Source organism: Ruegeria sp. CDSC025 (assembly GCF_059610805.1).
Window position 1 is genome coordinate 103540 of record NZ_JBXWOJ010000011.1, and the last position, 14771, is coordinate 118310.

Consider the following 14771-nt stretch of genomic DNA (forward strand, 5'->3'; position numbering starts at 1 on the left):
AAAATCAGTGCGTTACATGACCGGGGCCGCGCGAATTGCGCGGCCCTAATTTGTTCGCATGTTGCGCATTGTCCACATAAGGAAAATTCCAGAAACCATTGATTATTGCAATAAATTCTCAATTCGCGCAGTGTTATCAGACATAAGGCAGTAGCCGCAAAAAACGAGGCGTGATCGGAGAGGCAGGTCACATGAAAAGAAGTTCCTGGATAAGCGCAGCCCTATTGGGCTTGGCGCTCGTAGTTGGCCCAGTCGGCAATGCTGCCTGGGCTGAAACACTTCGCGTGGTAAAGAAGGGTACAGCGGAAACGCTTGATGTGCCAATGAACCGCGCAATAGTTGTAGAAAGTGAGCAACCGTTTGCCGAGCTCAGCATCGCCAATGCAGGCATCGCTGATATTTCGTCGCTTTCGGATCGTACTATCTATGTTTTGGGTAAGGCTCCTGGCCTGACGACCCTGACATTGTTCGACGGTGCAGGTAATCTACTTGCTAATGTTCGGGTCCGTGTGGCACCGGATGTTACCGAGTTTAAAGAACGTCTGCGCCAGATTTTGCCAACCGAGCCTATCGAAGTTCGCACCGCCAATGACGGTATCGTTCTTTCTGGCACAATTTCTAGCGCTGCCAAGTTGGCGCGGGCATTGGAGCTGGCAGAGCGCTATGCACCGGAGCGCGTATCGAACCTGATGTCGGTTGGCGGCGTTCAGCAGGTCATGCTGAAAGTGCGCTTTGCCGAGATGAATCGGTCGGTGGCTAAAAGCCTGACTGCATCGCTTGGTTTCGGCGGCAGTGATGTGACTGGCGGTATCAACACGCTGAACAATGCTGGTGCTTTGGCAAATGCCCTGAACAACAACATTCCGGCGGTACAGACGAATACCGGCGCAATTCTGTTCGGCTTTGGCGCAGGCTCCACACAGGTTCGTCTGCTGCTGGAGGCACTCGAGTCCAAAGGACTGGCGCGCAGCCTAGCAGAGCCTAACCTATCCGCACTTTCGGGTCAGGAAGCGACGTTCCTTGCAGGTGGTGAAGTTCCTATTCCGGTACCGCAGGACGACGGCGTAATTGCGATTGAATACAAAGCCTTCGGTGTTGAAATCGACTTTATCCCCCGCGTTGTGGATGGTGATCTGATCAACCTTGAAATGGCTGCTGCCGTGTCAGCTATCGATGGTTCGTCGAACTTCACCATTCAAGGTGATAATGTTCCATCTTTCATCACACGCCAGACCAGCACAACGGTTGAGCTGCGCGATGGTGAAAGCTTTGCGATCGCTGGCTTGATCCAGGATGATTTCACCGACCTGAACAGCCAGATTCCTTGGTTGGGTGACGTCCCGGTTCTTGGCGCCCTCTTCCGCAGCGCGGAATATCAGCGTCAGCAAAGTGAACTGGTGATCATCATCACAGCCCACCTTGTGTCGCCGACACGTGGTGAGGCACTGGCTCTGCCTACGGATCGGGTCAAACCACCCAGCGAATTTGATCTGTTCGTTAATGGCAAAGTCGGTCGGACTGAACGTCTGGGTGCCGGTGCAGCTTCGGAAGTCGCGAATCAGGACTTCGGTAGCTCGTACGGCTACGTCCTGGATTGATTAGGAGGATAGGACCAATGCAGAAGTGGATCATCACACTGGGTCTTTCGGTCGCTGTCGCCGCATGTACGCGTGAGGCCGGATACGAAGCCGATCAAGGCGCGTTCGGGAATGCGACACTGAATAACATTCAAGTAATGAATGGCGAACTGACATATGCCCAGATCCTGGGCCAACGGTTCGCAGCCGAAGTGCCGACCCAGATCAACTTTGATTTCAACAGCGCGCAACTGGACGAAACAGCTCAGCGAGTACTCTTGCGTCAGGCGAACTGGATCAAACAGTTCCCCGAGGCACGGTTCCGGGTCTATGGCCATACGGATGCTGTTGGATCAACGGCATATAACCAAAGCCTGGGCCAGCGGCGCGCGAATGCGGCTGTTGCGTTCCTTACGCGGCAGGGTATCTCTCGCTCGCGGTTGGAGGCGGTTGTTTCATTCGGTAAGTCTCGACCTCTCGTGGCTACGCCGGATCGAGACCGTCGCAACAGGCGCACCGTGACCGAAGTATCAGGCTTCGTTGATCGTGCACCCCAGCTACTCGATGGCAAATACGCCGCTATCGTCAATCGTGAGTACGTGGAAAGCGCGGTTTATGAATCCCAGCTGCGCCGCGAAACAGCTATTGGCGATACAAGCGAACAATAAACTGTGATTGGGCGACATCGTCGCCCAATTCCCTACAATTGGTTCTTTTGCGCCTAATTCTTGCCTAAGTTCCAAGCCACATTTTCAACAATTGGGTGACCTGCGTCCGAAAATGGCCGCAATAGGGTGACAGCAAGCCAATCCTGTCCTCTGGGCCAGGATGGTTCGCCTACCCTTCGACGAGGATTGTGTTAATGACAAGCGCCACGCCGCAAAACGAAGAGACTGCAATTCTGGCCTGCACGATTAGTCGTGATGTCCAGAATTTCGATCTGCTTATAGAAGATATGGAAGGCGCTTTGGGTGAGCGTTGGGGCGATCTCGGCTTTGCCGAAGCCCTGACATTTTTCAACCAACCCGAGGCGAATTCACTGCAATTTGTCGCGTTGGCCATTGATGGCGAGGATGAAGACAACCTGTCACTGATGGGTGAAATCATCACACAGGCCAAAGACAAAAAAATCAAAATAGTTCTGATTGCCGAGGACGTGACCCCGGCTTCGCTGCATCAGTTGTTGCGCAAGGGCGCGGACGAATTCGTCCCCTACCCTCTTCCAGAAGGTGAATTGCAAGAAGCAATCGACCGGATGAACAAACCCGAACCCGTCGCCGTTGCCCCCGGATCAGATGCCGCACGTGCAGCTGGCGACTCTAAAGAGGGTGCTTTGTTTGTGGTTCAAGGACTTGCCGGTGGGGTCGGGTCGACGACTATGGCCGTCAACCTAGCTTGGGAACTGGCAACGGTCTCTGACAAAGAGGCCCCTTCGGTTTGTTTGATTGACCTGGACCTGCAATACGGAACGGTTTCGACATATCTGGATCTTCCCCGTCGAGAAACTGTATTCGAGATGCTGTCTGATACGGCGGCAATGGATGATGACCTCTTTACCCAGGCGCTTCAGTCCTATGAGGACAAGCTGCAGGTGCTAACTGCGCCGTCGGATATGGTGCCTTTGGATCTGATTACGCAAGAAGATATCGAACGGGTGATCGAAAAGGCACGAAAGCACTTCGATTATGTGATCGTCGACATGCCAACGACATTGGTTCACTGGTCGGAAACTGTACTGCAGGCCGCCCATGTTTACTTTGCCCTGATAGAACTGGACATGCGTTCGGCTCAGAACGCATTGCGCCTCAAGCGCGCTTTACAGGCCGAGGAACTACCCTTCAATAAGTTGCGTTTCGCTCTCAATCGCGCCCCGAAATTTACCGATCTGAATGGTAAGGGCCGGGTCAAGCGCATGGGTGAAAGCCTGGGTATCTCTATTGATCTTCAACTGCCGGATGGCGGCAAACCGGTGATGCAAAGCGGTGATCACGGTCTGCCATTGGCCAACGCTGCGGCCAAGAACCCACTGCGCAAGGAAATCGCAAAGCTTGCGAAGTCGCTGCACAGCCTGGGCAGCAGTAGCGCCGAAGCCGCATAACACAATCCCACAGGGAGAGCCGCCGTGTTTTCAAGATATAAAAAACCCGAAGCACAACCGGTCCAGGCACCGGCTAAATCGCCCGAGGCCACACCTGCACCTGCAGCGGAGCAAGCATCAACCGCTACTGCTGTTGCCCGGCGACCCACCCCCAAAAAGGCGGTCGAGGTTGTAGGGGCGGACAAGGAACGCAAGCGCAAAGAGCGTCTGGGCGAAATCAAGATCGAACTCCACCGCGAGCTTCTTGAAAACCTGAACCTTGCGGCCCTTGAGAAAGCTGGAGAATCCGAGCTGCGCTCGGAAATCAGTGCGATTGCCAGTGAGGTTCTGGAATCCCGCAACATCGTTCTAAACCGCGACGACCGGCAACAGCTGAACAAGGAACTGTATGACGAAGTAACCGGTCTTGGCCCTCTCGAGACCTTGCTTCAGGACGACTCTGTCAGCGATATTCTGGTCAACGGCCCGCAGCAAATTTTTGTTGAACGGTTCGGTAAGCTAGAAATTAGCGACGTTACCTTTAAAGACGAAAAGCACCTGATGCGGATCATCGACAAGATCGTATCCGCCGTGGGCCGCCGTGTTGACGAATCCAACCCCTATGTGGACGCCCGTCTGGCGGATGGCTCGCGTTTCAACGCCATGGTGCCACCGATTGCCGTTGACGGCTCGCTGGTATCCATTCGTAAGTTCAAAAAAGATAAGCTGGCCATTGATGACCTGGTGAATTTTGGTGCCTTCACCGAAGAAATGGCCGCCTATCTGCAGGCTGCTGTATCTACACGCCTGAATGTGATCGTTTCGGGCGGTACCGGTTCCGGTAAAACAACCACGCTAAACGCATTGTCCAGCTTTATCGACGACGCCGAGCGTATTCTGACCATCGAGGATACAGCGGAACTCCAGCTGCAACAGTCTCATGTTGGCCGGATGGAAAGCCGCCCGCCTAACGTCGAAGGCAAGGGTGAAGTCAGCCCCCGCGACTGTCTGAAAAACGCCCTTCGTATGCGTCCCGACCGTATCATCGTGGGTGAGACACGGGGATCGGAAGTTATCGACATGCTACAGGCCATGAACACTGGCCATGATGGCTCGATGACAACGATCCACGCGAACTCGGCCCGAGACGGGATTTCGCGCCTTGAAAACATGATCGCGATGGCCGGGATCGAAATGCCGATCAAGGCCGTCCGTAGCCAGATCTCCAGTGCTGTGAACCTGATCGTTCAGGCAAGCCGCCTGCAGGACGGCTCGCGGCGTATGACTTCGATCACCGAAATCACTGGTATGGAAGGCGATGTGATTTCCATGCAGGAAATCTTTCGTTTTCAACGCGTTGGATTAACGCCCGACAACAAGATCATTGGCCATTTTACCGCGACAGGCGTTCGCAGCCACTACTCCGAACGCTTCCGTCTGTGGGGCTATGATCTGCCCCCTTCGATTTACGAACCAACGACTATGTAGGAGATCTTGAAATGCAACTGCCTATGGAGGCACTGATCTACGTCGCGATCTTCGTAGGCGTACTTGCGTTGGTGGAAGGAATCTATCTGGTTGCCTTCGGAAAATCCATCAGTCTGAACAGCCGCGTGAACCGCCGTCTGGACATGCTGGATAAAGGCGTCGGGCGCGAACAAGTTCTGGAACAGCTGCGCAAGGAAATGCAGCAGCATATGAAGTCCCAGAGTATTCCGCTCTATTCCCTGTTGGCGGACAAGGCTCAGAAGGCCGCCATCGCCTTCACACCCCGTCAGTTGATCCTGATTATGGTGTTGGTGACAGGCTTTGCCTTCATGGGGCTCAGCATTGCAACGGGAACGGAAACCATAATGCGGGCCGCAATTTCGGTCGCAATCGGTGTTGGTGGTGTCTATGCGTGGGTAAACAACAAGGCCAAAAAGCGTATGGCAATGCTGGAAGAACAGTTGCCAGATGCTGTGGAATTGATGGTTCGGTCGCTTCGCGTCGGGAACCCTTTTGTGTCCACCATTCAAATCGTCGCAAATGAAGTCCAGGATCCACTCGCCACTGAATTCGGAGTTATCGCTGATGAATGTGCCTATGGCCGTGACGTCGGTGAATCTCTCAAAGATCTGGCACAACGACTGGATATGCAGGATCTACGGTTTTTGGCAGTGGCCGTCGGCATCCAACAGCAATCCGGTGGTAACCTGGCCGAAATTCTGGCCGGTCTGGCCAAGGTGATCCGGGCCCGTTTTCGACTTTTCCGGCGCGTCAACGCTATCACAGCCGAGGCAAAATGGTCAGGAAAATTCCTATCTGGATTTCCACTGTTCTGCCTGGGATTCATTTTGGTGAACGACCCCGGGTACTATGACGAAGTTATGGATCACCCATGGTTCATTCCTGCCTGTTTCTTTGTCGGCATCATGCTGACACTGAACCTGATCGTCATGCGCATTCTAACCGACATCAAGGTCTGAGGACACCACCATGGAAATCCTGACCCAAATAAATGACTTTCTAACCGAGCTCCTTGGCCCCTTCGGTCCACTGATCGTGGTTGGTGTACTTGGACTGTTCATGATCTTGATCACAGTCCCCTTGATCCTGAGCCAGCCAGAAGATCCCCTGAAGAAACTGCAGCGTTCTAATGCAGCCCCTCGACAGGATAAGAAGGTCAAAAAGGACAAGCTCAGAACCAGCGGGCGAAACGAGCAGCTTGAGAAGTTTGCCAACTTCCTTGAGCCACAGAATAAGGAAGAACTGTCTGCCATGCAGCTGAAACTGCGGCAGGCGGGGTATCAATCAAAGGACGCAGTTCGGTTCTTCCACTTCGCTCAATTTTCCTTGGGCATCATCGGAATTGTGATTGGTGTTTTGCTGGTCACTGTCCTTTCCGACGGTCAGGAATTTACCGCACAGCAGATGATAATACGAGTTCTTGTCCCGTCGGCCGCCGGGTATTTTCTGCCACGCTATTGGATCACCCGAAGGGTCGCAGAACGGCAAGAAGCGATCACCGCAGGCTTTCCCGATACTCTTGACCTGATGCTGGTCTGTGTCGAGGCTGGCCAGTCGCTGGACCAGGCCATCGTTCGCGTCGCACGCGAAATGAAAGCTTCCTACCCTGAGATTTCGCTTGAATTTGAAGTCGTCGCCCACGAATTGAAGGCCGGTAAGGACAAGGATACGGTTCTTCGCGATTTTGGTACGCGCTGTGGCGTTCAGGATGTTAACTCATTTGTGACGGTGATGATCCAATCGGCAACATTCGGTACATCCATCGCCGAAGCTTTGCGGGTTTACGCTGGCGAGATGCGAGATAAGCGCGTGATGCGCGCCGAAGAGGCCGCTAACAAGTTGCCAACCAAAATGACACTCGCCACTATGATGCTGACGGTGCCACCGTTGCTGGTCATTCTGGTTGGACCCTCGGCCAAAGGCATCGCTGAATTCGGCGGAGGCTAATAGCCTATGAAATTGAAACCCAGGTGCATCCAAACGGGGATACGCCGCGTGTTACAGGCCACCGTGGTTCTTGCCACGGTGGCTTCTTGCACGGAAACGGGGTCCTCCGGGGATCTGGATGCACCTGGCATTGATCGTAAAGCCCCGGCCGAGGATCAGATCGCAGTTGGCAACCGGCTGATGGCTTCGGGTGAATACGAGCTTGCGTTGGATGCCTTTATCCGCGCAGCGCTCAATCAGGGAATGACAACGCAGATCCTGACCTCGATGGGGACGGCAAATCTGGGCCTTCGGAGGCTTGGACAGGCGGAAACACTGCTGCGCCGTGCGGTTGAAGATGACCCCGAATGGTCTGTCGCCTGGAACAATCTGGGTGTGTTGCTGATGGAAATCGGTGAATACCCCGAGGCCGCTCAGGTCTTTCGCCGGGCCTATGCTCTCGATAATGGCGAAAGTGACGCAATCCGGGACAATCTGCGGTTAGCTCTCGCAAAAATGGAAAATACTGATAATAATACCCCTCAAGAACAAGAATACACACTGGAGCAGCAAGGCGACGGGCAATTCATGCTGCGCAAGCTCCCGTAACATAGGCAAGAGCAGTAAGGGACGCAAAAATGCGCCAACAATTCTTGATTCCGTCTATCGCAATCTGCGGGCTGATCCTCTCAGCCTGTGAAAAAGAGTCCGAAGAAGAAAAGGTCGAGCGTACATTTCAGGAGGTGAACGTCATTGACGAAACCAACCTGAACGACGTTCTTCTGTCGGCCGCCGATCCGAACGAAGCCGTTACCTATTTCCAGGGTGCCGCCGCCAAGAACCCGGGTCGTATAGACCTGCAACGTGGGCTGGCGATTTCACTGGCGCGCGCTAAACGGACGACCGAGGCAACCGCCGCCTGGAAAAAAGTCACCACGATGAGCGGTGCGACCAATGTAGACAAGGTCGAATACGCAGATTCTCTGGTACGTTCCGGGAACTGGTCACAGGCCAAATCGACATTGGATTCGATCCCGCCGACTTTTGAATCTTTCAAACGCTACCGCCTGGAAGCCGTCGTCGCGGATTCACAAAAAAACTGGAAACGCGCGGATCATTTCTATGAAACCGCCGTGGGTCTGACGACCCGCCCCGGTGGTGTGATGAACAACTGGGGATATTCCAAGCTGACGCGCGGCCAGTACGACGAAGCCGAACGGTTATTCACCGAGGCCATTCGACAGGATAACTCTCTATTCACGGCAAAGAACAATCTGGTCCTCGCCCGGGCTGCACAGGGCAATTACAGCATGCCTGTCGTTCCCATGTCTCAGGTCGAACGCGCGATGTTGTTGAACACAATGGCCATCTCGGCGGTGAAACGCGGTGATGTGGCGACGGCCAAGAACCTGTTCCGCGAAGCGATCGCCACCCATCCGCAACATTACGACGAAGCCGTTCGATCCCTGCGCGCGCTTGAGGAAGCCTGATACATGCATATTCCAGCGGGTGCTGCGGCCTGGTTTTTGCCGTTCGTACTGCCGATCTGCTATTACGTGGCCTTCACCGACCTGCGTGACATGCTCATCAAGAATCACGCCGTAGTAGCACTGGCTTCGGTATTTGCGGTCATCGGTTTGTTTGTCCTGCCGCCCTGGTCGGATGGTTGGATTACCGGCCCGTTTTCTGTGTCCCTCCCACCCTATTTGTGGCAGCTGTTACATATAGTTGTAATGCTGGTCATCGGCATTCTGCTCAACGCAGCCGGCATTATGGGAGCCGGAGACGCAAAATTCATAGCCGCGGCCTCAGCCTTTGTTTGGATGGGCGATTTCACATTGGTATTGTTGATCCTGATGTCGACCACCTTGGCGGCCTTTGTCACGCATCGATTGGCCAAACATACCGCCCTCAGAGCTATTGCCCCAGATTGGGAAAGCTGGCGTCGGGACAAACAATTTCCAATGGGTTTCGCGCTTGGTGCAACCCTGGCCATCTACCTGATACTTGGAACTGTTTACGGCTCGTAAACTATCATCAGTCCGCCTTGTCCCCGCCTTGGAACTGACACAAAGCCCGGCCAAATTTTCGTCAAAGGGCCCTTTTCAGGGCTATTGGCGTGAATACTGAATTAGACGGGCAACGCTCATGAATATGCAGACAACCTCGGTAATGGCCCCCCCTACCCCAAAGGGGTTGGGCGATATGCAGCTTCCTATTGTTATGATGCGGGATATCCTGCTGAAAACTATCTTTCGTAAAACCGTAGATACAGTTTCCGAAGTTGCCCAAGCGATCTGCTTGCCGGGTTCTGTCACACAGGAATTGATCGACCTTGCCCGCGAACAAAAGCTGCTGGAAGCAACCGGTACTTTGAACGCCAACAGCGGCAATGAGATGGGGTATCAACTGACCGATGCGGGCAAAGCGCGTGCATTGGATGCGCTGAGCCAGTCCGAATATTTCGGCGCCATGCCCGTCCCGTTGGATGTGTACCGCGAGCAGGTAAAACGCCAGTCGATCCGGAATATCCAGGTTTCCCGCGACCAGTTGACCGGGGCAATGGGACATCTGGTTCTGCCTGACAGCCTGCTGGACCACCTTGGACCCGCGGTCAGTGCAGGCCGATCAATCCTGATGTATGGACCTCCAGGTAATGGTAAATCCTCTATCTCGAACGGTATTCGGGATGCGTTGGGCGATAATGTCTATGTCCCATATGCCATCGAATACGCTGGTCAGGTGATCACGGTGTATGACCCGATTGTACACACAGCCATCGAACAAGAAGCAGATGACCCCAATAGCTTGCGCCGCCGCAAGCGGTTTGATTCGCGCTATGTCCAATGTGAAAGACCAACTGTTGTGACTGGCGGTGAACTGTCACTCAGCATGCTCGATCTGGTTTATAACCCTACGGCGCGGACCTATCAGGCCCCGCTGCAGCTGAAATCGACAGGCGGCATCTTTATCGTTGACGACCTTGGCCGTCAGCAGGAACCACCTCAGGCCCTGATCAACCGCTGGATTGTTCCACTGGAAGAGAACAAGGATATCCTTGGCCTGCAATCGGGTGAAAAATTCGAAGTGCCCTTTGACACGCTGGTCATCTTTTCGACCAACTTTCACCCCAACGAGATCTTTGACCAAGCCGCTTTGCGCCGGATCTTCTTCAAGATCAAGATTGACGGTCCGAACCAAGAGAACTTCCTGAAAATCTTCGCCATGGTGGCCCGCAAACGCGGGATGCCTCTGGACGAGGCCGCATTGGTCCATCTGCTAAAGGTCAAATACCCGACCATCGACAACATCTATGCGAACTATCAGCCGATATTCCTGATTGATCAGATGATCTCGATCTGCGAATTCGAGGGCATCCCCTATCAGATGAGCCCCGATCTGATTGAACGCGCTTGGGCCAACATGTTCGTCAAAGATGAGAAAATCGTCAAATAACCTAATGCCATTTCGCTGACGGGCCGGGTAATCTGCCTTTATGACGCAGATTCCCGCCCGGATTACTGACTGGTTTGAAGACAAAGGTTGGTCCATCCACCCGCATCAGCAGGACATGTACGACCGGGCCCTTGAACCGGCGACGTTGCTGATCGCCCCCACCGGCGGGGGCAAGACAATGGCCGGATTTCTGCCCACGCTGGCCGATCTGGCAGAGCGAAACCATGATGGCCTGCATACAATCTACGTCTCCCCTCTCAAGGCGCTGGCGGCAGATATCCGGCGAAACCTGCGTGGCCCAGCCGAGGAAATGGGCCTGGCCGTCCGGATTGAGGACCGCACCGGAGATACTTCAGCCACACAGAAAAAGCGTCAGCGGGTTGACCCACCGCAGATCCTTTTGACCACACCTGAAAGCCTGGCCCTGCTGACCTCTTACGAAGACGCCGGGCGGATGTTTCAGGGCGTGCAACGGGTGGTTGTCGATGAAATCCACGCCCTGGCCGAGAGCAAGCGTGGCGACCAGCTGATGCTGGCGCTGGCCCGTCTGCAGGGGCTCTGCCCGGACCTGCGCAGGGTGGGCCTGTCTGCAACGGTCGAAGACCCCAATGCGATTGCCCGATTTCTGGCACGTCACCCTGATCCCTGCCGGATCGTTGAGGCCGATCCTGGGCCTGACCCCGATATCCAAATGTTGGAAACACCGGAAATGCCTCCGTGGTCGGGCGGTGGCGCGGCCTATTCCATCCCTGCCGTTCTGGACCAGATCCGGAAGCATAAGACGACGCTTATCTTTCACAACACCCGCGCACAGGCCGAGATTTTCTTTCACAACCTCTGGCTTGCCAACGAAGACGGGCTGCCGATTGGCATTCATCACGGCAGTCTGGACAGGCAGCAACGCGAACGTGTCGAGGCCGCAATGGTTCGCGGTGAGCTGCGCGCGATCGTCTGCACAGGCAGTCTGGATCTTGGTATTGATTGGGGCGATGTCGACCTGGTCATTCAGATCGGGGCGCCCAAAAACGTCAAAAGGCTGGTTCAGCGCATCGGGCGCGCAAATCACAGATACAACGCCCCCTCCAAAGCATTGTTAGTGCCCGCAAACCGCTTCGAAGTTGTGGAATGCATAGCGGCACTTGAGGCTGTAAAAGCTCATGATCTGGACGGTGATCCCCGCGGCGCAGGTCCACGCGATGTGTTGTGTCAACATATCCTGATTGCCGCAGCATCCGGGCCATTCTTGGCCGATGACCTGTTCCGGCAAATGACCGCAGCGGGCCCCTATGCCGAGTTGACCCGAGCAGAGTTCGACGCCTGTTTGGACTTTTGTGCAACCGGGGGCTATGCCCTGCGCGCCTATGATCGGTGGCAAAGGCTGCAGCTACGGCCAGATGGGCAATGGCAGCTGCGTGACCCCCGTTCTGCGCAGCGTATCCGCATGAACCTTGGCACGATTCAGGACACAGATACATTGAAAGTCCGCCTGAAACGCAATCGAGGGGGCAAACCTCTGGGAGAGGTCGAGGAAGCCTTTGCTGCCTCGCTGACCCACGGAGATACCTTTCTGATCGGCGGCCAGATCGTGCGCTATGAGGGATTGCGCGAGATGACGGTCGAAGTCAGCCGCCGAGCGGATAAGAAGCCCAAGATCGCAACGTTTTCAGGCACCAAATTTGCGACCTCGACGCAGCTGAGCGACCGTATCCTGCGGCTGTTTGCACAGCCTGATTGGCCCCAGTTACCCGCGCATACCGCGGATTGGCTGGCGTTGCAGCGCGATATCTCGCGCCTGCCTCAGCGTGACAGGTTACTGATCGAAAGTTTCCCCAACGATGGGCGCGAAAACCTGTGTGTCTATGGTTTTGCGGGTCGCAACGCCCAGCAGACGCTGGGGCTGTTGCTGACCAAACGGATGGAAGAAACGGACCTTGCACCGCTGGGCTTTGTTGCCACCGACTATGCAACCCTGATCTGGGGGTTGGACGCGGTGATAGACCCGCGTCCGCTATTTCAACCCGACGAGCTGCGCAACGGCTTGGAAACCTGGCTGGCGGGCAATGCCGTAATGAAGCGCACCTTTCGTGCCTCGGCCACGATTGCAGGGCTGATCGAACGGAACATGGCCGGTCAGCGCAAAAGTGGTCGGCAGGCCACGTTTTCCTCAGATATCCTCTACGATACTTTGCTGAAATACGATCCCGATCACCTGTTAATGCAGATCACCCGAGAAGAGGCCATGCGCGGTCTCGTCGATTTCGGGCGGGTCGAGGCACTGATCGAGCGGATCGGGGGACGTATAGATCTGATGCGATTGGATCGGGTTTCACCTCTGGCTGCACCACTGTTTCTTGAGGTTGGCAGGGTACCCGTCAAAGGTGCTGCTGAAGAACGCCTGCTGGCGGAAGAAAGCGCGCGCCTATTGCAAGAGGCTGGGCTGGAATCTTGCTAAAACCTCTTGCGCGCGGTAGCGGAACGTCGCAAAGAACGTAACATGAACGAAGTTTCGATCTGTTTAGCCGGGCAAAATCTGCTGGCGCTTGGGTCTGGTGCCCTTTGGTGGCCCGACAAAAGCGTGCTTTGCGTGTCCGATCTGCATCTGGGTAAATCCGAGCGTTTGGCGCGCCGGGGCGGCACGACATTACCCCCCTATGACAGCCAGGACACCCTGGCCCGATTGGCCGCAGATATCGAGCACACGCAGCCTGACATCGTTATTTGCCTTGGGGATAGTTTTGATGATCTTGATGCCCTAAACGCCTTGAGTGTGCCCGACAGGCTGCAGATTACGGCGATGCAGGCCGGTCGCCGCTGGGTCTGGATCGAAGGAAACCATGACCCCGGCCCGGTAGATCTGGGCGGAAGCCATTTGGCCGAATATGCAGTTGACCCTCTGGTCTTTCGTCATATTGCGCAACCCAAGGGCAAGGCTGAGGTTTCGGGACATTACCACCCCAAGGCGCGCGTGCGGGTTCGCGGTCGTTCCATCACCCGCCCCGCCTTCCTGATGGATCAGGCGCGTCTGATCCTGCCTGCCTATGGGACTTATACTGGTGGGCTCTTTAGCTCGGATCACGTTCTGGACGCCTTGATGAGCGATCAGGCAATGGCGATCCTGACAGGGAAAATCCCGCAAATGATCCCAATGCCCAGATAGGGCGGCTCAGATCAGACCATCTTCCTCTAGGAACGGACGGTATTTCCTGCTGACCGGAACAAGCTCTTCGTTCTTCAGGCGCAACATGATCTTGCCACCCTTACGTTCGACCCCAGCAATGGCGTCATCGACAACCCAATGCGATCTGTGCGTGCAATGGCCCGGTATAGGTTCCATTTCCTCTATGGCGTCGGTAAAACGCGACCGGATCGTAAACGTGCCCTCAGAAGTCACCACATCCACATAGTGGTCTTGGACCGTCAGGCGATAGACCCGACCCTGAAAGGATCCCGGCAACCGTTTGTACATGCGCGGCAGCGGAATTTCAGCATATTCGGATTGAGGTTTCGATGCCTCACGCCGCACCAGGATCAAGCCCACCGACAGCAAGGCGCCATAAGATGTTACAGATAACATATCCGGGCACGGCAGTCCGTTGGCCGAAAACAGCAACCAGACCATCAACCAAAGGCTTGGAACGAAAAGGACGAAAACCAAAGATATCAGCAGAAGGTCGCGCCCAGAAAACTCGGTCTCGGCGAACAACCTGCGCAACAGTCTTCTTGCGACGCAGGTCACCCCTAGCGCCAGCGCCATCACCCCGATCCAGAAGGCCAAGCGCCAAGGAAAGGTTACTTCGATGGCCTGAAATGGTTGGAATACGAAGGACAATAGCAGAAGGAAAACCAGCCCGGCAATCAACCGGTACCCTACTATTTCGGCGAAAACTGGGCGCAGTTTCGTGAACATAAACACTCGACAACAACTCTCCGGGTCCAGCCAATACTACTGGGGACTTGCCATATTACAACGTAACCGGCTGGAATAGAAAGTTTATCACCAATACAGGCACATTCAATGCCCGTAATCTCACACTTAGTTTACATATTAACAAATTTTAGGCCGGGGAGTACCCCGGCCCTGAAAATCTACATGCACGACTGTCCGCTATGGGTCACACAGTCAGGCCTTCTGGTTCGGGGAGTTTGTTTGCGCGGCATGCGGCGGTCAGGGTGTTGGCCAGCAGGCATGCGATTGTCATGGGGCCGACGCCACCGGGGACGGGGGT

Annotated in this window: 13 protein-coding genes and 1 pseudogene; 12 read left to right on the forward strand and 2 right to left on the reverse strand. The window is 55.0% G+C overall.

Features of this window, described 5'->3' with window-relative positions:
• The first annotated feature begins 191 nt into the window (after positions 1 to 191).
• The 12 genes from AC2FH8_RS15570 to pdeM all read left to right on the forward strand — a co-directional run bounded on the left by AC2FH8_RS15570 (position 192) and on the right by pdeM (position 13702).
• Positions 192 to 1598 (forward strand): type II and III secretion system protein family protein, encoded by a 1407-nt coding sequence (locus AC2FH8_RS15570; protein WP_142637970.1) that lies wholly within the window; start codon positions 192 to 194, stop codon positions 1596 to 1598.
• Between the two features lie 17 nt (positions 1599 to 1615).
• Positions 1616 to 2245 (forward strand): OmpA family protein, encoded by a 630-nt coding sequence (locus AC2FH8_RS15575; RefSeq protein ID WP_282027744.1) that lies wholly within the window; start codon positions 1616 to 1618, stop codon positions 2243 to 2245.
• A gap of 194 nt (positions 2246 to 2439) precedes the next feature.
• Positions 2440 to 3675, forward strand: coding sequence for a CpaE/TadZ family protein (locus tag AC2FH8_RS15580; RefSeq protein WP_496690178.1), 1236 nt, complete (start codon positions 2440 to 2442; stop codon positions 3673 to 3675).
• A 24-nt stretch (positions 3676 to 3699) separates the two neighbouring features.
• Positions 3700 to 5142, forward strand: a complete 1443-nt coding sequence (locus AC2FH8_RS15585) for a TadA family conjugal transfer-associated ATPase (protein ID WP_142637964.1) — start codon at positions 3700 to 3702, stop codon at positions 5140 to 5142.
• Between the two features lie 11 nt (positions 5143 to 5153).
• Positions 5154 to 6122, forward strand: coding sequence for a type II secretion system F family protein (locus AC2FH8_RS15590; protein ID WP_142637962.1), 969 nt, complete (start codon positions 5154 to 5156; stop codon positions 6120 to 6122).
• A gap of 10 nt (positions 6123 to 6132) precedes the next feature.
• Positions 6133 to 7110: a type II secretion system F family protein gene (locus AC2FH8_RS15595; RefSeq protein WP_142637960.1), complete on the forward strand. Its 978-nt coding sequence runs from the start codon at positions 6133 to 6135 to the stop codon at positions 7108 to 7110.
• A 6-nt stretch (positions 7111 to 7116) separates the two neighbouring features.
• A complete protein-coding gene (locus AC2FH8_RS15600) occupies positions 7117 to 7698 on the forward strand; it encodes a tetratricopeptide repeat protein (RefSeq protein WP_185956705.1) in 582 nt (193 codons plus the stop codon).
• Positions 7699 to 7727: 29 nt separating this feature from the next.
• On the forward strand, positions 7728 to 8579 hold the full coding sequence (locus tag AC2FH8_RS15605) for a tetratricopeptide repeat protein (RefSeq protein WP_142637958.1): 852 nt from the start codon (positions 7728 to 7730) through the stop codon (positions 8577 to 8579).
• 3 nt (positions 8580 to 8582) lie between these two features.
• The gene (locus tag AC2FH8_RS15610) at positions 8583 to 9119 is read left to right on the forward strand and encodes a prepilin peptidase (RefSeq protein WP_142637956.1); all 537 of its coding nucleotides are present in this window, start codon (positions 8583 to 8585) and stop codon (positions 9117 to 9119) included.
• Positions 9120 to 9237: 118 nt separating this feature from the next.
• On the forward strand, positions 9238 to 10545 hold the full coding sequence (locus AC2FH8_RS15615) for a DUF8689 domain-containing protein (RefSeq protein ID WP_142637954.1): 1308 nt from the start codon (positions 9238 to 9240) through the stop codon (positions 10543 to 10545).
• 40 nt (positions 10546 to 10585) lie between these two features.
• Entirely contained in the window at positions 10586 to 12997 is a 2412-nt protein-coding gene (locus tag AC2FH8_RS15620; protein WP_496690179.1) for a ligase-associated DNA damage response DEXH box helicase, read from the forward strand.
• A gap of 42 nt (positions 12998 to 13039) precedes the next feature.
• The gene (gene pdeM, locus AC2FH8_RS15625) at positions 13040 to 13702 is read left to right on the forward strand and encodes a ligase-associated DNA damage response endonuclease PdeM (RefSeq protein WP_142638200.1); all 663 of its coding nucleotides are present in this window, start codon (positions 13040 to 13042) and stop codon (positions 13700 to 13702) included.
• Positions 13703 to 13708: 6 nt separating this feature from the next.
• Here the strand turns inward: pdeM and AC2FH8_RS15630 are convergent, their stop codons facing one another.
• Together AC2FH8_RS15630 and AC2FH8_RS15635 are read right to left on the reverse strand one after the other, a co-directional pair.
• A complete protein-coding gene (locus AC2FH8_RS15630) occupies positions 13709 to 14452 on the reverse strand; it encodes a LytTR family DNA-binding domain-containing protein (protein WP_496690180.1) in 744 nt (247 codons plus the stop codon).
• 205 nt (positions 14453 to 14657) lie between these two features.
• Positions 14658 to 14771: pseudogene (locus AC2FH8_RS15635) on the reverse strand (bifunctional methylenetetrahydrofolate dehydrogenase/methenyltetrahydrofolate cyclohydrolase); the annotation flags it as partial.